This is a genomic window from Isoptericola sp. BMS4, assembly GCF_011634835.1.
GTDB lineage: Bacteria > Actinomycetota > Actinomycetes > Actinomycetales > Cellulomonadaceae > Isoptericola.
Genome location: NZ_SIRP01000001.1, coordinates 2,493,487 through 2,510,393, shown reverse-complemented (window position 1 = coordinate 2,510,393; position 16,907 = coordinate 2,493,487). Strand labels below are relative to the sequence as shown.

Below are 16,907 nucleotides of genomic sequence, written 5' to 3'. Positions count from 1 at the left end.
GGCGGCGACCACCATGGCGCCATGGACGGCACCGGGACTGACGGCACCGGGACGCGCGGCGGCACCCGCCTGCCGGCAGGCGAGTGCCGCGCTCGCCTGCGCGCGGCGCGGCACGGCTACCTGGCCACGACCGGCAGCGACGGGTGGCCCCACGTCGTCCCGGTGACGTTCGCGCTGCTGCGCGCGCCGGGCCCGGGCGGTCCGCCCGGGTGGGACGTCGTGTCCGCGGTCGACCACAAGCCGAAGACGACGACCGCCCTGCGCCGGCTGCGCAACCTCGCCGAGAACCCGCGCGCCGCGGTGCTGGTCGACGCCTACGACGACGACTGGGACCGTCTGTGGTGGGTGCGCGTCGACGGGACCGCCCGGGTCGAGCACGCCGACGGGCCCGACCCGGCGGCGTTCGAGGCGGGCCTCGACGCGCTCGCGGACCGGTACCCGCAGTACGCCGCGCGCCGCCCGGACGGCCCGCTGGTGCGGCTGCGGGCCGTCCGGTGGCGCGGCTGGTCGGCGCAGGGCGCTACGCCGGCGGCACGTTGACGTTGCCGGTGAACACGTTCTGCGGGTCGTAGGTGCGCTTCACCTGCCGCAGGCGCTCCCAGGTGGCGCCGGGGTAGGCGGCCCGGGCGACGTCGAGGCCGCCGTCGAGGGCGAAGTTGACGTACGCGCCCGGGTGGTCGCCCCGCAGGCGCGCGGCGAGCGCCTCGACCCAGGGCGTGTACCCCGCGGCGGCCTCGGCGGACGGCGCCACCGCGGCGACGTTGCCCAGCACCCGGGCGCCGCGGTGCGGGTAGGCGGTCGCGCCCGGGTCGACGTCGGCCACGGCGCCGCCGAGCACCCGCAGCTGCGCGGCACGCATCGGCGCGTCGACCGACTCGAGCTGGGAGAGCAGGTGCGTGGCCGCGTCCAGGTCGAGGCCGTCGGTGAAGAACGCGCGCCCCGTCGCGACCATGGCGCCCGGCGGCGGACCGCCCTCGAGCAGCCCCGCGTAGGGGCCGGTGCGGACCCCGTCGACGATGGCGCCGCCCGCCCGGGCGGCGACGTCGCGCACCGGCGCCATCGCGGCGTCGGCGTCCTCGGGGCGTCCGGACCAGCACAGGTTCGCCATGACGACGAGACGGCCGTGCCACTCGGCGGGGATGAACGGCACGGGCGGCGCCGACATCACCATGAGGATCACGGTGAGCCCCCGAGGGGCGGCGTCGGCCGCGGCGACGATCCCGGCCACGCTCTCGGGGGTCGCGGGCAGCATGAGCATGCCGCCGACGACCTCGGACAGCTCGGTCAGGGCGAACCGGAAGCGGGTGACGACGCCGAAGTTGCCGCCGCCGCCGCGCAGGGCCCAGAACAGGTCGGGGTGCTCCTCGGCGTCGACGTGCAGGACCTGGCCGTCGGCGGTCACGACCTCCGCGCCGAGCAGGTGGTCGATCGTCATGCCGTGGGCGCGCGACAGCAGGCCGACCCCGCCGCCGAGCGTGATGCCGCCCACGCCGACGCCGGCCGTGTCGCCGAACGGGGTCGCGAGCCCGAGCTCGCCCACCGTCTGCGAGTAGGCGCCCGCGGTGACGCCGCCGCCGGCCCACGCCGTCGGCGGGCCGGTGGACGTGTCGACGTCGACCGCGTCGAGGCCGCGCAGGTCGATCGTCAGGGCGCCCGTGCCGCGGCCGAGGCCGAACACGGAGTGCCCGCCGGAGCGCACGGAGACCTCCGCGCCGGCGTCGCGGGCGAGGCGGACGGCGCGGGCCACGCCCGCGGCGTCGGTGGGGCGCACGATCGCAGCCGGGCGGAGCTCGACGCCGCCGGGCTCGATCGTGCGCGCGTCCTCGTACCCCGGGTCGTCGGGCACGAGGACGGCCGCGGCGCCGTCGAGCGCGGAGCGTACGGCGCCGGGGGACAGCCGGCCGGACGGTGCGGGGTCTGCGGTCATGGTTTCCTCCGATGCGGGCTGGGGGTGGTGCTCGGACGGATCGTGGCGGTCGCGCTCAGGACGGGGCGGCGCTCGCCGGCCGCCGGAGTGTCGACCCGGGTGTGACGTGATTCTCATCGGTGCCACCGACATGCCCACCGACATGCCCACCGGCATCCTCACCGGGATGGGCGCCGGCGGGCTCCACGACCCTCGACGGGCCGGGCCCGGCGGACGTGACGGCCGTACGGCCGGCCAGCGCCGCGACCAGCAGCGCGAGGGCGGCCGCCAGGCCCAGGCACACGGCGTAGGCCGTGAGGCCGACGACGTCGTGCAGGGCCCACAGCAGCGCCCCCGTGCCGGCCAGGGCGGCAGCGGCGGCGACCGCGTCGGAGACCTGCAGGGCGGAGGCCGCCGTCCCCTGCACCTCCCGCGGGGCGAGGTCGAGCACGAGCAGGCTCAGGGTCGGGTACGTCAGGCCCATGCCCAGCCCCGCGAGGACCCAGGGTGCCGCCGCGACCGGCAGGGGCACCCCGGGCAGGGCGAGCATCACCGTCCCCCCGACGCCGGCCGCGAGCAGCGCGCCGCCGAGCCGGACGAACCCCTGGTGCGACAGGCCGTGCAGCCCGCGCCCCCGCAGCCAGGAGCCAGCCTGCCACCCGAGCACGTGCAGCGTCAGGACGCTGCCCGCGACGGCCGGGGACACCTGGTGCTCGTGCACGAGCACCAGCGGCAGCAGCACCTCGGCCCCGGCGAACGCGGCCGACGCGCAGGCCCGGACCCGCACCACGGTGCCCAGGCCCCGCTCGCCCCGCAGCACCGGGACGAGCACCCGCCGCAGCGCGTCCGACCCGCCGGTCCCCGCCGTCGTGCCGCCGCGCGCGGAGCGTCGCACCGCCACCAGGCCCGGGTACAGGGCCAGCAGCGCTGGCAGCGCCAGCAGCGGCACCCCGAGGAACACCCATCGCCAGCCGAGGTGCTCGGTGACCAGCCCGGCCAGCAGCGGACCGACCACGCCGGGGAGCACCCACGCCGCGGCGAACCACGCGAACACGGCCGCCCGCCGCTCGGCCGGGAACACCCGCGCCACCACGACGTACAGCGCGACCCCGGACAGGCCGGACCCCAGCCCCTGCAGCGCCCGCCCCGCCAGGAGCACGGGCATGGACCACGCCAGGCCCGCGACGCCGAGCCCGGCGAGGAACAGGCCCACGCCGGCCCACATCGGCGCCGCGGGACCCGTCCGGTCGGCCCAGCGGCCCGCCGTCAGCATCCCGACCACGCTCGTGGCCGTCGTCGCGGCGAACGCGAGCGTGTACAGGCCGAGCCCGTCCAGCTGCGCCGCCGCCACCGGCATCGCCGTCGAGACCGCCAGGGCCTCGAACGCCCCGACGGCCACGTACGCCACCATGCCCACCAGGACGACCCGCTGCGTCCCTGGGCCCAGCACCTGCGCGGCGTCCGCCCGCGCGTCGTCGCCGCTCACACCAGCACGACCTTGCCGGTCGTGCGCCGCTTCTCGAGGTCCCGGTGCGCCCGCGCCGCGGCCGCGAACGGCACGCGGTACGTCAGCACGCGCCACCGCCCGGACGCCGCCCGCTCCAGCGCCTCGGCCTGCAGGGGGCGCAGGTCCGCGGGCGCCGCGGAGCCGGGACCGACGACGGGCACCACCCGCACGCCTCCCGGCGCGCGGTCCCCGTCGGCGGCCGCCGCGACCCGGTTCGGGGCGCCCGCCGCCCAGCCGTGGACCACGAGCCTGCCGCCGGTGCCGAGCAGCTCGGCGGCCGCGGTCCCGACGTCGCCGCCCACCCCGTCGAGGACCAGCGTGGCGCCCGGCCCGTCGGTGTCCGCGTCGCGGCCGCCGTCGTGCCCGTCCGGCCCGGGCCGCCGGTCCCGCCCGGCGGCGAGCCGCCGCACGGCCGCACGCGCCGCGTCCTGCCACCCGGGGCCCGAGGTCTCGACGGCCGCGACCCGCTCGCCCGCGTCCGGCACCAGCGAGCGCACCGCGCGCACCTTCCCCCGCGAGCCGACCAGGGCGACCACCCTCGCCCCCTGCTCGAGCGCCGCCTGGACGAGCAACGAGCCGAGGCCGCCCGCCGCCGCGGTGACCACCACCACGTCCTGCCGCGTGACGGCGGCCGCCCGCAGCACCAGCACGGCCGTGCGTCCCGTGCCGACCATCGCGACCGCGTCGGCGAGGGCGAGCGCCTCGGGGACGGGATGCAGGGCCTCCACGTCGACCGCGGCGAGCCGGGCGTAGCCGCCGCCCGAGGCCGTGCGGCCCAGGTGGGCGACCACTCGGCGGCCCACCCAGGCGACGTCGACGCCCGGCCCCACCGCGGCCACCGTGCCGGCGACCTCCCGGCCGGGCACGGCGGGCAGGGTCGGCAGGGGGAGCGGGCCGTCGTCCTGGCCCCGGCGCAGCGAGGCGTCGAGCAGGTGGACGCCGTGGGCGCTCGCGGCGACGAGCACCTGCCCGGGGCCGGGCTCGGGGTCGGGGACCTGCTCGACGACGAGGTTCTCGGGAGGGCCGAAGGCGTGCAGTCGGATGGCGTCCATGCCGGTAGGGTGTGACCTCAACCGAGGTTGAGGTCAAGCGGCCCGTGCGGCGGGCAGGAGGGAGCGCCGGTGGTGGCACCGACGCCGGGCCCCGTGGCGGGCGACCACGACGAGCTGACGGTGGGGGAGGTGGCCGCCCGCAGCGGCGTCGCGGTCTCCGCCCTGCACTTCTACGAGCGCGAGGGCCTGCTGACGAGCCGGCGCACGTCCGGCAACCAGCGGCGCTACCGCCGCGACGTGCTGCGTCGCGTGGCGTTCATCCGGGTCTCGCAGCGCGTCGGGATCCCGCTCGCCGCCATCCGCGAGGCACTGGCGTCCCTGCCGGACGACCGCACCCCGACCGCGCGCGACTGGTACGCCCTCTCGGCGGCGTGGCGCGAGGACCTGGACGCACGGATCGAGCAGATGCAGCGCCTGCGTGACCACCTCACCGACTGCATCGGCTGCGGCTGCCTGTCGCTGCGCCGGTGCCGGCTGACGAACCCCGACGACGCCCTCGGCGCCGAGGGGCCCGGCCCGCGCCGCCTGCTGGTCGACGACGGCCCGGGGGAGTGAGGTGACCGTACGCTCGGGGCCATGACTCAGGTGCTCATCCTCAACGGCCCCAACCTCGGCCGGCTCGGCGTGCGCGAGCCGGAGATCTACGGGCACGCGTCCATGGTCGACCTCGAGCGGGAGGCGGCCGCCTGGGGCGACGCGCTCGGGCTGTCCGTCGACGTGCGGCAGACGGACGACGAGTCGACCCTGGTCGGCTGGCTGCACGAGGCCACCGACGCCCGCGCCCACGTGGTGCTGAACCCGGCGGCCTTCACCCACTACAGCTACGCGCTGCGCGACGCCGCGGCCCATGTGACGACGTCCGGGCTGCTGCTGGTGGAGGTGCACCTGTCGAACCCGGCGGCGCGCGAGTCGTTCCGGCACTACTCGGTGGTCGCGGGGATCGCGACCGGCACGGTCGCGGGCTTCGGGTTCGACTCGTACCGGCTGGCCCTGGAGGCCGTGGCGCACAAGCTCAGGGGCTAGACCGTGGTCCGCCAGCGATCCTGGAGCGGTGACGATCAAGGGCGGGATACCGGGATGGATCGATCAAGGCGCTAGCCTTGAGAAATGATCGTCATGGCAGCGGCCGCACGTTCGTCCGGCGGGGCCGACCTCGTTCCCGGCACGCTCCGGCGCCTGGCCGGGCCCGGCGAGGTCACCGACCTCGACGACGCCCCGCGCGAAGACCCCGGCGTCGTGGGCGGCGCCCCGCGCCCCGGCCTGGTCGTCGGCTTCGAACGTGCCGTCGGCGCGGAGATCCAGGGCGTGCTCGCCCCGGACGAGGACGGCGCGCGCCTCGCGGTGGACCTCACGCTCGACCTGCTGCGGGCCGACGCGTGGGCCGTGGGGATCGGGCTCGGCGCCGTCGACCTGCCGCTGCCGGACCACGCCAGGGCCGGCACCGGACCGGCCTTCACGCGGGCCCGCGGCGCACTTCGCCGGGCGCAGGGCCGCGGCCTCGCCGCGCCCGTCGTCGTCGAGGGCGAGCCTGCTGAGCCCTACGGCACCGTGGCCGGCGACGCGCAGGCGCTGCTGCGGCTGCTCGGCGCGGTGCTGTCCCGCCGGTCGGCCTCCGGCTGGGAGGCGGTCGACGCGGTCGCGGCCCGGCCGGACGACGGTGCCCCGCAGCGGTCGGCCGCGGGCGCCCTCGGCGTGAGCGAGCAGGCCGTCAGCCAGCGGTTGCGCACCGCGCTGTGGGCCGAGGACCGGGCGGTGCGCCCGCTGGCGGCGCGGCTGCTGCGCGCCGGCGCCGCGGGCGGCGCGGTGACGGGCTCGGTCGGGCCCGAGCCGGCCGACGGGGAGGCCGGGGGCGGGCTGTAGACTGGCGCGGGCTCTTTCGCGGCCGTGGATCGTCGACGTCCGTGCTCCGGCACCCGCGCCGACCCCTCCGAGCCCGACCCACCCGAACCCGAACTGAGGACGAACAGGAAACGTGGCTACCTCCAACGACATCAAGAACGGCACCGTGCTCCGTATCGACGGTCAGCTCTGGACGATCATCGAGTTCCAGCACGTCAAGCCGGGCAAGGGTGGCGCGTTCGTCCGCACCAAGATGAAGAACGTCCTGTCCGGCAAGGTGGTCGACAAGACGTTCAACGCGGGCGTCAAGGTGGAGACCGCGAACGTGGACCGCCGCGACTTCCAGTACCTGTACATGGACGGCACGGACTACGTCTTCATGGACACGGACACCTACGACCAGATCACGGTGACCCCCGAGACGGTCGGCGACGCGAAGGACTTCATGCTCGAGGGCATGAGCATCCTCGTGGCCTCCAACGAGGGCACGCCGCTGTACGTCGAGCTGCCGTCGTCGGTGGTCCTGGAGATCACCTACACCGAGCCGGGCCTGCAGGGCGACCGCTCCACGGGCGGCACCAAGCCCGCGACCCTCGAGACGGGTGCCGAGATCCAGGTCCCGCTGTTCCTCGAGCAGGGCACCAAGGTCAAGGTCGACACCCGCGACCGGTCGTACCTCGGCCGCGTGAACGACTGAGGGACCGAGCACAGCCATGGGCGCACGCACCAAGGCCCGCAAGCGGGCCGTCGACATCCTCTTCGAGGCCGAGCAGCGCGGCGTCGACCCGCAGGTGCTGCTGGCCGACCGCGTGATCGAGCCGCACACGGAGGCGGCGGTGCCGCAGTACGCGGCCGACCTCGTCGAGGGCGTGGTCGCGCACCGCGAGCGGATCGACGAGCTGCTGGCCACGTACTCGCGGGGCTGGACGGTGGACCGCATGCCGGCCGTCGACCGTGCCGTGCTGCGGATCGGCGCCTGGGAGCTGCTCTTCAACGACGAGGTGCCGGACGCCGTGGCCGTGGACGAGGCGGTCGACCTGGCCCGTGGGCTGTCGACGGACGAGTCGCCGGGCTTCGTCAACGGGCTGCTCGGCCGGCTGGTGGAGATCAAGCCGACGCTGCTGACCTGACCTGCTGCGGCCGGTACCCATCGGGCCGGGACCGGCACGACGCACGACGGCGGCGGGGACCATCGGGTTCCCGCCGCCGTCGTGCTGCGCCGCGGGGGTGTGACGGACGTCGCGCCCGGATCGTGGTCATCGGGGCGAGCCCGGCCGGTGCCGGCGCTACGCTGGGCCCAGCCCGTCCTGGGGGACGGGCGGCGAAGTGACACCCTTTAACACCGTCCCGTGAGGCGGAGAAGGAGGTCGCCAGTGCACTCTGGCACCGGTATGCCCGGAACACCCGACCACCCCGCCGGCAGGATCGACGACGCCGCCGACGGCGCTGACGGCACGGTCGTCCTCGGCGAGAGCGACGTCGCCCGTGCCCTGACCCGCATCGCCCACGAGATCGTGGAGCGGTCCAAGGGCGTCACCGACGTCGTCCTGCTCGGCATCCCCACCCGCGGTGTGACGCTGGCGGCGCGCCTCGCGCAGCGCCTGGCCGCGATCGACCCCGCGTTCGACCCCGCCGGCGACGTCGGCGAGCTCGACGTCACCATGTACCGCGACGACCTGCGCCGCCAGCCCACGCGGGCCGTCGGCATCACCCGGCTGCCGGAGGCCGGCATCGAGGGCAAGACGGTGGTGCTGGTCGACGACGTGCTCTTCTCCGGCCGCACCATCCGGGCGGCCCTCGACGCGCTCGGCGACCTCGGGCGCCCCCGCGCGGTGCGGCTCGCTGCGCTGGTGGACCGCGGGCACCGCGAGCTGCCGATCCGTCCCGACTTCGTCGGCAAGAACCTGCCGACGTCCACCTCCGAGCGGGTGCGGGTGCGCCTGAGCGAGGTCGACGGCGGCGAGGACGCCGTGGTCATCAGCGGCCGCGGCGAGGAGGGGGCGCGATGAGGCACCTGCTGTCCACGGCCGAGCTGAGCCGCGACGAGTCGATCCTGCTGCTGGACACGGCCGCCCAGATGGCGGCGACGCAGTCGCGGCAGATCAAGAAGCTGCCGACGCTGCGCGGCCGCACGGTGGTGAACCTCTTCTTCGAGGACTCCACGCGCACCCGCATCTCCTTCGAGACGGCGGCCAAGCGCCTGTCCGCCGACGTCATCAACTTCTCCGCGAAGGGCTCCAGCGTCTCCAAGGGGGAGTCGCTCAAGGACACGGCCCTGACGCTGCACGCCATGGGCGCGGACGCGGTCGTGGTGCGGCACTGGGCGTCCGGCGCGCCGTACCAGCTCGCGCACGCGGGCTGGCTCGACGCCGCGGTGCTCAACGCCGGCGACGGGACCCACATGCACCCCACGCAGGCGCTGCTGGACGCCTTCACGATCCGCCGCCACCTCGGCGGCCCGGACGGCGGGCTGCGCGGCGGCGGGACGGACGACGGCGTCGGCGCCGACCTCGCGGGCCTGAAGGTCGCGATCGTCGGCGACGTGCTGCACTCGCGCGTCGCCCGCGCGAACGTGCGCCTGCTGCACACGCTCGGGGCGGAGGTCACGCTGGTGTCCCCGCCGACGCTGCTGCCGGTCGGCGTCGAGACCTGGCCGTGCCGCACCTCCTACGACCTGGACGCCACGCTCGCCGACCGGCAGCCGGACGCCGTGATGATGCTGCGGGTGCAGCGCGAGCGGATGTCGGGCGGGGCCGGGGGGTTCTTCCCCAGCCCGCTGGAGTACACCCGCTACTACGGGCTCGACGCGCGACGCCTGGCGCTGCTGCCCGAGCACGCGATCGTCATGCACCCCGGCCCGATGAACCGCGGCCTGGAGATCTCCGCCGAGGCGGCGGACTCCGAGCGTGCCGTCATCGTCGAGCAGGTCGCCAACGGCGTCGCCGTGCGCATGGCCGCCCTCTACCTGCTGCTGTCGGGCGAGGAGCAGCCGCCCGCGGCGCCGCCCGTCACCCAGCCCGGAACCCAGCCCGGAACCGTCGAAGGGACCCCTCGTTGAGCACCACCTACGTCCTGCGGGGCGCCCGACCGCTCGGCGGCGAGCCCGCCGACGTCGTCCTGGCGGACGGCGTCATCGCCGAGATCGCCGCCCCGGGCACGGCCGCCGTCCCCGCCGGCGCCGTCGAGATCGAGGCCGCCGGTCACGTGCTGCTGCCCGGCCTGGTGGATCTGCACACGCACCTGCGCGAGCCCGGGCGCGAGGACGCCGAGACCGTGGCGAGCGGTACGCGCGCGGCCGCCGTGGGCGGGTTCACCGCGGTGCACGCCATGGCGAACACCTCCCCGGTGGCCGACACCGCGGGCGTCGTGGAGCAGGTCTGGCGCCTCGGTACGCAGGCGGGCTGGGCGGACGTCCACCCCGTCGGCGCCGTCACCGTGGGCCTGGACGGCGAGCGCCTGGCCGAGCTCGGCGCGATGGCCGACTCCGCGGCCCGCGTGCGCGTGTTCTCCGACGACGGCAAGTGCGTGCACGACCCGATCCTCATGCGCCGTGCCCTGGAGTACGTCAAGGCGTTCGACGGCGTCGTCGCCCAGCACGCCCAGGAGCCGCGGCTCACCGAGGGCGCGCAGATGAACGAGGGCGTCGTGTCGGCGGAGGTCGGCCTCGCCGGGTGGCCCGCCGTCGCCGAGGAGGCGATCATCGCCCGCGACGTGCTGCTCGCCGAGCACGTCGGCTCGCGCCTGCACGTGTGCCACCTGTCGACCGCCGGGTCGGTCGAGATCGTGCGCTGGGCCAAGTCCCGCGGCATCGACGTCACGGCCGAGGTCACCCCGCACCACCTGATCCTCACCGACGAGCTGGCCCGCACCTACGACCCCACCTACAAGGTCAACCCGCCGCTGCGCACCGCGAAGGACGTCGAGGCGGTCCGCGAGGGTCTCGCCGACGGCACCATCGACATCGTGGCCACCGACCACGCCCCGCACACCCGCGAGGACAAGGACTGCGAGTGGGGCGCCGCCGCGTTCGGGATGACGGGGCTGGAGACGGCGCTGAGCGTCGTGCAGCAGACCATGGTCGACACCGGTCGCCTCGACTGGGCCGACGTCGCGCGCGTCCTGTCGACGACCCCGGCCCGCATCGGGCGCATCGACGACACGCAGGGTCGCCCCGTCGCGGCCGGCGAGCCCGCGAACCTCGCCCTCGTCGACCCGTCGGCCACCCGGGTGGTCGACGGCGCCGCGCAGGCCACGACCAGCGGCAACACGCCCTTCCGGGGGCACGAGCTGCCCGGGCGGGTCGTCGCCACGTTCCTGCGGGGGCGGGCGACCGTGCTCGACGGCGCCCCCACCGGCAGCGCCGACGCCGCCGCCGGAGGTGCCCGGTGAACCTGCCCCTGCCCGTCGCCGTCGGCATCTGGGTGGTGCTCGGCGTCGTGCTGCTGCTGGCGGTCCTCGTGGGCCGGCGACGGCTCGCGAGCCGCAGCGACGCCACGGTGCCGCCGCCCCCCGGTGCGCCGTCCGACCTCGGTGCCGAGCGCCTGGCCCCGCTCGACGCCACCTACGTGTGCAGCACCCTGACCGGCGACTGGCTCGCCCGGGTGGGCGCCCACACCCTCGGCGACCGCGCCGCCGCCACCGTCTCGGTGCACGACGCCGGCGTGCTCATCGAGCGCCACGGCACCCGCACCGTCTTCGTGCCCGCCCACGCCCTGCACGGCGTCGGCCTCGCCCCCGGCATGGCCGGCAAGTACGTCGGCGCCGACGGCCTCGTCGTCCTCACCTGGGACGACGAGCCCCACCCCGACGCCCCGGACGTGCCCGCCGCACGGCTCGACACCGGGCTGCGCACCCGGTACGCCACCGACCGGTCCCGCCTGGTCGACGCCGTGCGCCACCTCATGACCTCCGCCGCCCAGCAGAAGGACGACTCGTGACCACCAGCCCCACCCCACCGCCCGCCCCGCAGAGCGCCGTCCTGGTCCTCGAGGACGGCACCGTCGCCCGCGGCCGCGCCTACGGCGCCCGCGGCGCCACGTTCGGCGAGATCGTCTTCTCCACCGGCATGACCGGCTACCAGGAGACCCTCACCGACCCGTCGTACCACCGGCAGATCGTCGTGATGACGGCCCCGCACGTCGGCAACACCGGCGTGAACGACGAGGACCCCGAGTCCGGCCGGGTCTGGGTGGCCGGCTACGTGCTGCGCGACCCCGCCCGCCGCGTCTCCTCCTGGCGCGCCGACCGGTCCCTGGAGGACGAGCTCGTCGCCCAGGGCGTCGTCGGCATCAGCGACGTCGACACCCGCGCGCTCACCCGCCACCTGCGCGAGCTCGGCGTCATGCGCGCCGGCGTCTTCTCCGGCGACGCCCTCGTGCGCGCCGACGGCAGCGAGCGGCCCGTGGCCGAGCTCCTCGACGAGGTCAAGGCGTCCCCGGAGATGGCCGGCGCCAACCTCGCGCCCGAGGTCTCCACCACCGAGGCCTACGTCGTCGAGCCCGCCGGCGACCACGCCGGCCGGGCCCCGGTCGCGACCGTCGTCGCCGTCGACCTGGGCATCAAGGCCATGACCCCGGTCCGGCTCGCCGAGCGCGGCGTGCGGGTGCACGTGGTGCCCGCCACCGCCACCATCGACGACGTCACCGCGCTGCTGCCCGACGACGGCTCGCCCGTCGGCGTGTTCTTCTCCAACGGCCCTGGCGACCCGTCCAGCGCCGAGCCCGAGATCGACCTGCTGCGCGCCGTCCTCGACCGCGGCATCCCGTTCTTCGGCATCTGCTTCGGCAACCAGCTGCTCGGCCGCGCGCTCGGTTACGGCACCTACAAGCTCGGCTACGGGCACCGCGGCATCAACCAGCCCGTGCTCGACCGCACCACCGACAAGGTCGAGGTCACCGCGCACAACCACGGCTTCGCCGTCGACGCCCCCGTCGACGTCGTCAGCACCGCGCCGTACGACGACGAACGCGCCGACGACGCCCGGTACGGCCGCGTCATCGTGTCCCACGTCGGCCTCAACGACCGCGTCGTCGAGGGCCTCACCGCCCTCGACGTCCCCGCGTTCTCCGTGCAGTACCACCCCGAGGCCGCCGCCGGACCGCACGACAGCGCCTACCTGTTCGACCGCTTCGTCGAGCTCATGACCACCCGCACGCCCGTGACCGTCCCGTCCAGCGCCCTCGCCGCGCTGGCCGGCGGGTCCACCGGTAAGGAGAACTGATGCCCCGCCGTACCGACATCTCCTCCGTCCTCGTCATCGGGTCCGGCCCGATCGTCATCGGCCAGGCCTGCGAGTTCGACTACTCCGGCACCCAGGCGTGCCGCGTGCTGCGCGAGGAGGGCCTGCGCGTCATCCTCGTGAACTCCAACCCGGCCACGATCATGACCGACCCGGAGTTCGCCGACGCCACCTACGTCGAGCCGATCACCACCGACGTCCTCACCACGATCATCGCCAAGGAGCGCCCCGACGCCCTCCTGCCGACGCTCGGCGGCCAGACCGCCCTCAACGCCGCCATCGCGCTCGACGAGGCCGGCGTCCTCGCCGAGTACGACGTCGAGCTCATCGGCGCCAACATCCCCGCCATCCAGAAGGGCGAGGACCGCCAGCAGTTCAAGGACGTCGTGGAGGTCTGCGGCGGCGAGTCCGCGCGGTCCCTCATCGTCCACACCGTCGACGAGGCCGTCGCAGCGGCCGACGACCTCGGCTACCCCATGGTCGTGCGGCCCTCCTTCACCATGGGCGGCCTCGGCTCCGGCTTCGCCTACGACGAGGCCGACCTGCGCCGCATCGTCGGCCAGGGCCTGCACTACTCGCCGACCACCGAGGTGCTCCTCGAGGAGTCCATCCTCGGCTGGAAGGAGTACGAGCTCGAGCTGATGCGCGACAAGAACGACAACGTCGTCGTCGTGTGCTCCATCGAGAACGTCGACCCCGTCGGCGTGCACACCGGCGACTCCGTCACCGTCGCGCCCGCCCTGACCCTCACCGACCGCGAGTACCAGAAGCTGCGCGACATCGGCATCGCCGTCATCCGCGAGGTCGGCGTCGACACCGGCGGCTGCAACATCCAGTTCGCCGTCGACCCCGCCACCGGCCGCGTCATCGTCATCGAGATGAACCCGCGCGTCTCCCGGTCCTCCGCCCTGGCGTCCAAGGCCACCGGCTTCCCCATCGCGAAGATCGCCGCCAAGCTCGCCGTCGGCTACACCCTCGACGAGATCCCCAACGACATCACCCGCGTCACCCCCGCGTCGTTCGAGCCCACCCTCGACTACGTCGTGGTCAAGGTGCCCCGCTTCGCCTTCGAGAAGTTCCCCGCCGCCGACGACACCCTCACCACCACCATGAAGTCCGTGGGCGAGGCCATGGCGCTCGGGCGCAACTTCACCGAGGCGCTCGGCAAGGCGCTGCGCTCCATCGACAAGGGCGGCGTCGGCTTCCACTGGGAGGGCGACGCGCCCTCCGGCCAGGCACTCGCGGACCTGCTCACCGACATCCGCCGGCCCACCGAGCACCGCATGGTCGGCGTGCAGCAGGCCCTACGGGCCGTCGTCGCCGGGAACACCACCCTCGAGGACGTCTTCGACGCCACCAAGATCGACCCCTGGTTCCTCGACCAGATCCTGCTGATCAACGAGGTCGCCGCCGAGGTCGCCGCCAGCGACACCCTCACCGCCGACGTCCTGCGCCGCGCCAAGCGCCACGGCCTGGCCGACGGCCAGGTCGCGCGCCTGCGCGGCATGGGCCCCGCCGGCGAGGCCACCGTGCGCGAGGTCCGCCACGCCCTGGGCGTGCGCCCCGTGTTCAAGACCGTGGACACCTGCGCCGCCGAGTTCGCCGCCGCGACCCCCTACCACTACTCGTCCTACGACAGCGAGACCGAGGTCGCGCCCCGCGAGCGCGAGGCCGTCATCATCCTCGGCTCCGGACCGAACCGCATCGGGCAGGGCATCGAGTTCGACTACTCGTGCGTGCACGCCGCCCTGACGCTCGCCGACCGGTACGACACCGTCATGGTCAACTGCAACCCCGAGACGGTCTCCACCGACTACGACACCTCGGACCGGCTCTACTTCGAGCCGCTCACCTTCGAGGACGTCCTCGAGGTCTACGCCGCCGAGGCCGCTGCCGGGCCCGTCAAGGGCATCATCGTCCAGCTCGGCGGCCAGACCCCCCTCGGCCTGGCCCAGCGCCTCGCCGACGCCGGCCTGCCGATCCTCGGCACCTCCCCGGAGGCCATCGACGCCGCCGAGGACCGCGGCCTGTTCGGCCAGGTCCTCGCCGACGCCGGCCTGCCCGCCCCCGCCTTCGGCACCGCCCGCTCCCTCGGACAGGCCCGCGAGGTCGCCGAGCGCATCGGCTTCCCCGTCCTCGTGCGCCCCTCCTACGTGCTCGGCGGCCGCGGCATGGAGATCGTCTACTCCGACGACCAGCTCACGGAGTACGTCACCAAGGCGCTCGCGGCCGCCGCCGCGGACGACCGCACGGCCGCGGGCCTGCTGCCGGCGCCGCTGCTCATCGACCGGTTCCTCGACGACGCGATGGAGATCGACGTCGACGCGCTGTACGACGGCGAGGAGCTGTTCCTCGGCGGCGTCATGGAGCACATCGAGGAGGCCGGTATCCACTCGGGCGACTCGGCCTGCGTGCTGCCGCCGGTGTCTCTGTCGGAGGCGGAGATCGAGCGCATCCGCCGCTCCACCGAGGCGATCGCGAAGGGCGTGGGGGTGCGCGGCCTGCTCAACGTGCAGTACGCGCTCGTCTCCGACGTGCTGTACGTGCTGGAGGCCAACCCACGGGCGTCCCGCACCGTGCCGTTCGTCTCCAAGGCGACGGGCGCCTCGCTGGCGAAGGCCGCGGCCCGGGTCATGGTCGGGGAGACGATCGCGGACCTGCGGGCCGACGGCGTCCTTCCCGCCGAGGGCGACGGCGGCACCCTGGACCTGGGGGCGCCGCTGGCCGTCAAGGAGGCGGTGCTGCCGTTCAAGCGGTTCCGGACCGCGCAGGGGTACGTCGTGGACACGGTCCTCGGCCCGGAGATGCGCTCCACGGGCGAGGTGATGGGCTTCGACAAGGACTTCCCGCACGCGTTCGCCAAGTCGCAGGCGGCGGCGTACGGCGGCCTGCCCACGGGCGGCGCGGTCTTCGTGTCCGTGGCCGACCGGGACAAGCGGTCCATCGTCTTCCCGGTCAAGCGTCTCGCGGAGATCGGCTTCGAGATCCTGGCGACGGCCGGCACCGCGCAGGTGCTGCGCCGCAACGGCATCGGCTGCACCGTGGTGCGCAAGTTCTCGCAGGGCACCGGGCCGCAGGGCGAGCCGACGATCGTCGACCTCATCACCGACGGCGCGGTGGACCTCGTGGTGAACTCGCCGTCCGGGCAGGGCGCACGGGCCGACGGCTACGAGATCCGTGCGGCCACCACGGCGGCCGACCGGCCCATGGTCACGACCGTGGACCAGCTCGCCGCGGCGGTGCAGGGCATCGAGGCGGTGCGCGGCGGCCCGTTCGACGTCGGGAGCCTCCAGGAGCACACGGCCGCGACGCGCGCCCGGCTGGCCGGGCGGGCCGAGCCGCGCCCGGTCGTCGCCGAGCCGGCCCCGGTGCTGCCGGAGGTGCTGACGTGACCGCGGCGCGGGCGGGCGCCCCGGACGGTACCGCGCGCGTCCCGTTCGGGGCGCGGCTCGCGGCGGCGATGGACGACGCGGGCCCGCTGTGCGTGGGCATCGACCCCCACGCGTCGCTGCTGGCGGCCTGGGGGCTCGCCGACGACGTCGCCGGCGTGCGGGAGCTGTCCCTGCGCGTCGTCGACGCGCTGGCGGGCCGGGTCGCGGCCCTCAAGCCGCAGGCCGCGTTCTTCGAGCGGCACGGCGCGGCGGGCGTGGCCGTGCTGGAGGAGGTCGTCGCGGCGGCGCGCGCCGCGGGCACGCTGACGATCGTGGACGCGAAGCGGGGCGACATCGGCTCCACGATGGCCGGGTACGCCGACGCGTTCCTCGCCGACGGCTCGCCGCTGGCGGGCGACGCGGTGACCCTGTCTCCCTACCTGGGCTTCGGCTCGCTGGCCCCGGCCGCGGAGCTCGCCGAGCGCACGGGCCGCGGCATCTTCGTGCTGTGCCTCACCTCCAACCCCGAGGGGCACGAGGTGCAGCACGCCCGCGGCGCCGACGGGCGCGCCGTGGCGGCGAGCGTCGCGGCGCAGGCCGCCGGGCTCAACGCCGGCGCGGTGACTGCAGGGCTCCCGATGGGCTCCGTCGGGCTCGTGGTCGGCGCGACGGTCGGCGACGCGGCGCGCGCCACCGGCACCGACCTCGGCGCGGTCAACGGGCCGCTGCTCGCCCCCGGCGTCGGCGCCCAGGGCGCGGGGCCGGCCGAGCTCGCGGCCGTGTTCGGCGACGCGCGCCGCCGGGTGCTCGCCTCCTCGTCGCGCGGCGTGCTCGGGGCCGGCCCCGACGCGGACGCGCTGCGGGCCGCCGCCCGGGCCGCCGCCCGCGAGGCCGCCGGAGCCCTGCGGGCCTGACCGGGGCCGGTGGAGTGCCGGGGGAGGCCCGGGCCGCCCGCGAGGTGCGCGGGGGCCCGGCCGGCGTCCGGGAGGCGCAC

16 protein-coding genes are annotated in these 16,907 nt (G+C 75.6%); 13 read left to right on the top strand and 3 right to left on the bottom strand.

Annotated features, from left to right (window positions below; translation table 11 throughout):
* The first annotated feature begins 21 nt into the window (after positions 1 to 21).
* Positions 22 to 540: a TIGR03668 family PPOX class F420-dependent oxidoreductase gene (locus tag EYB28_RS11240; protein WP_166847802.1), complete on the top strand. Its 519-nt coding sequence runs from the start codon at positions 22 to 24 to the stop codon at positions 538 to 540.
* Here EYB28_RS11240 and EYB28_RS11235 read toward each other — a convergent pair.
* From EYB28_RS11235 to EYB28_RS11225, 3 genes are read right to left on the bottom strand one after another with little or no spacing between them, the layout of a single operon-like run.
* Positions 521 to 1,927, bottom strand: coding sequence for an FAD-binding oxidoreductase (locus EYB28_RS11235; RefSeq protein WP_166847800.1), 1,407 nt, complete (start codon positions 1,925 to 1,927; stop codon positions 521 to 523). The two genes, EYB28_RS11240 and EYB28_RS11235, sit on opposite strands and share 20 nt — an antisense overlap.
* Positions 1,928 to 1,982: 55 nt before the next feature.
* Positions 1,983 to 3,392, bottom strand: coding sequence for an MFS transporter (locus tag EYB28_RS11230; protein WP_205710894.1), 1,410 nt, complete (start codon positions 3,390 to 3,392; stop codon positions 1,983 to 1,985).
* Positions 3,389 to 4,465, bottom strand: a complete 1,077-nt coding sequence (locus EYB28_RS11225; RefSeq protein ID WP_166847798.1) for an alcohol dehydrogenase catalytic domain-containing protein — start codon at positions 4,463 to 4,465, stop codon at positions 3,389 to 3,391. Before EYB28_RS11225 ends, EYB28_RS11230 begins: the two co-directional genes overlap by 4 nt.
* 69 nt (positions 4,466 to 4,534) lie before the next feature.
* Between EYB28_RS11225 and soxR the strand changes: the two genes are divergently transcribed.
* The 12 genes from soxR to pyrF all read left to right on the top strand — a co-directional run bounded on the left by soxR (position 4,535) and on the right by pyrF (position 16,827).
* Entirely contained in the window at positions 4,535 to 5,020 is a 486-nt protein-coding gene (gene soxR / locus EYB28_RS11220; RefSeq protein ID WP_304599245.1) for a redox-sensitive transcriptional activator SoxR, read from the top strand.
* 21 nt (positions 5,021 to 5,041) lie between these two features.
* Positions 5,042 to 5,488 carry a type II 3-dehydroquinate dehydratase gene (locus tag EYB28_RS11215; protein ID WP_166847796.1) on the top strand — a complete coding sequence of 149 codons (447 nt, stop codon included), beginning with the start codon at positions 5,042 to 5,044 and terminating at the stop codon, positions 5,486 to 5,488.
* A gap of 84 nt (positions 5,489 to 5,572) precedes the next feature.
* Positions 5,573 to 6,325 carry a hypothetical protein gene (locus EYB28_RS11210; protein ID WP_166847794.1) on the top strand — a complete coding sequence of 251 codons (753 nt, stop codon included), beginning with the start codon at positions 5,573 to 5,575 and terminating at the stop codon, positions 6,323 to 6,325.
* A 112-nt stretch (positions 6,326 to 6,437) separates the two neighbouring features.
* A complete protein-coding gene (gene efp, locus EYB28_RS11205) occupies positions 6,438 to 7,001 on the top strand; it encodes an elongation factor P (RefSeq protein WP_166847791.1) in 564 nt (187 codons plus the stop codon).
* A gap of 16 nt (positions 7,002 to 7,017) precedes the next feature.
* Positions 7,018 to 7,434: a transcription antitermination factor NusB gene (gene nusB, locus EYB28_RS11200; protein WP_166847789.1), complete on the top strand. Its 417-nt coding sequence runs from the start codon at positions 7,018 to 7,020 to the stop codon at positions 7,432 to 7,434.
* Positions 7,435 to 7,695: 261 nt separating this feature from the next.
* Positions 7,696 to 8,313, top strand: a complete 618-nt coding sequence (gene pyrR, locus EYB28_RS11195; RefSeq protein WP_166847787.1) for a bifunctional pyr operon transcriptional regulator/uracil phosphoribosyltransferase PyrR — start codon at positions 7,696 to 7,698, stop codon at positions 8,311 to 8,313.
* Positions 8,310 to 9,362, top strand: coding sequence for an aspartate carbamoyltransferase catalytic subunit (locus tag EYB28_RS11190; RefSeq protein WP_166847783.1), 1,053 nt, complete (start codon positions 8,310 to 8,312; stop codon positions 9,360 to 9,362). The genes pyrR and EYB28_RS11190 overlap by 4 nt, the downstream gene beginning before the upstream one ends.
* Complete coding sequence (locus tag EYB28_RS11185) at positions 9,359 to 10,693, top strand: dihydroorotase (protein ID WP_166847780.1); 1,335 nt, start codon at positions 9,359 to 9,361, stop codon at positions 10,691 to 10,693. The genes EYB28_RS11190 and EYB28_RS11185 overlap by 4 nt, the downstream gene beginning before the upstream one ends.
* Positions 10,690 to 11,241: a hypothetical protein gene (locus tag EYB28_RS11180; RefSeq protein WP_166847777.1), complete on the top strand. Its 552-nt coding sequence runs from the start codon at positions 10,690 to 10,692 to the stop codon at positions 11,239 to 11,241. The genes EYB28_RS11185 and EYB28_RS11180 overlap by 4 nt, the downstream gene beginning before the upstream one ends.
* Positions 11,238 to 12,524: a glutamine-hydrolyzing carbamoyl-phosphate synthase small subunit gene (gene carA, locus EYB28_RS11175; protein ID WP_166847774.1), complete on the top strand. Its 1,287-nt coding sequence runs from the start codon at positions 11,238 to 11,240 to the stop codon at positions 12,522 to 12,524. Before EYB28_RS11180 ends, carA begins: the two co-directional genes overlap by 4 nt.
* Positions 12,524 to 15,934, top strand: coding sequence for a carbamoyl-phosphate synthase large subunit (gene carB, locus EYB28_RS11170; RefSeq protein ID WP_166847771.1), 3,411 nt, complete (start codon positions 12,524 to 12,526; stop codon positions 15,932 to 15,934). The genes carA and carB overlap by 1 nt, the downstream gene beginning before the upstream one ends.
* A complete protein-coding gene (gene pyrF, locus EYB28_RS11165) occupies positions 15,931 to 16,827 on the top strand; it encodes an orotidine-5'-phosphate decarboxylase (RefSeq protein WP_255461510.1) in 897 nt (298 codons plus the stop codon). The genes carB and pyrF overlap by 4 nt, the downstream gene beginning before the upstream one ends.
* Positions 16,828 to 16,907 lie beyond the last annotated feature (80 nt).

Coding starts and splice junctions, on each gene's coding strand:
- EYB28_RS11240 (WP_166847802.1), top strand. CDS start 22: ATGGACGGCACCGGGACTGACGGCACCGGGACGCGCGGCGGCACCCGC.
- EYB28_RS11235 (WP_166847800.1), bottom strand. CDS start 1,927: ATGACCGCAGACCCCGCACCGTCCGGCCGGCTGTCCCCCGGCGCCGTA.
- EYB28_RS11225 (WP_166847798.1), bottom strand. CDS start 4,465: ATGGACGCCATCCGACTGCACGCCTTCGGCCCTCCCGAGAACCTCGTC.
- EYB28_RS11215 (WP_166847796.1), top strand. CDS start 5,042: ATGACTCAGGTGCTCATCCTCAACGGCCCCAACCTCGGCCGGCTCGGC.
- EYB28_RS11210 (WP_166847794.1), top strand. CDS start 5,573: ATGATCGTCATGGCAGCGGCCGCACGTTCGTCCGGCGGGGCCGACCTC.
- nusB (WP_166847789.1), top strand. CDS start 7,018: ATGGGCGCACGCACCAAGGCCCGCAAGCGGGCCGTCGACATCCTCTTC.
- pyrR (WP_166847787.1), top strand. CDS start 7,696: ATGCCCGGAACACCCGACCACCCCGCCGGCAGGATCGACGACGCCGCC.
- EYB28_RS11190 (WP_166847783.1), top strand. CDS start 8,310: ATGAGGCACCTGCTGTCCACGGCCGAGCTGAGCCGCGACGAGTCGATC.
- carB (WP_166847771.1), top strand. CDS start 12,524: ATGCCCCGCCGTACCGACATCTCCTCCGTCCTCGTCATCGGGTCCGGC.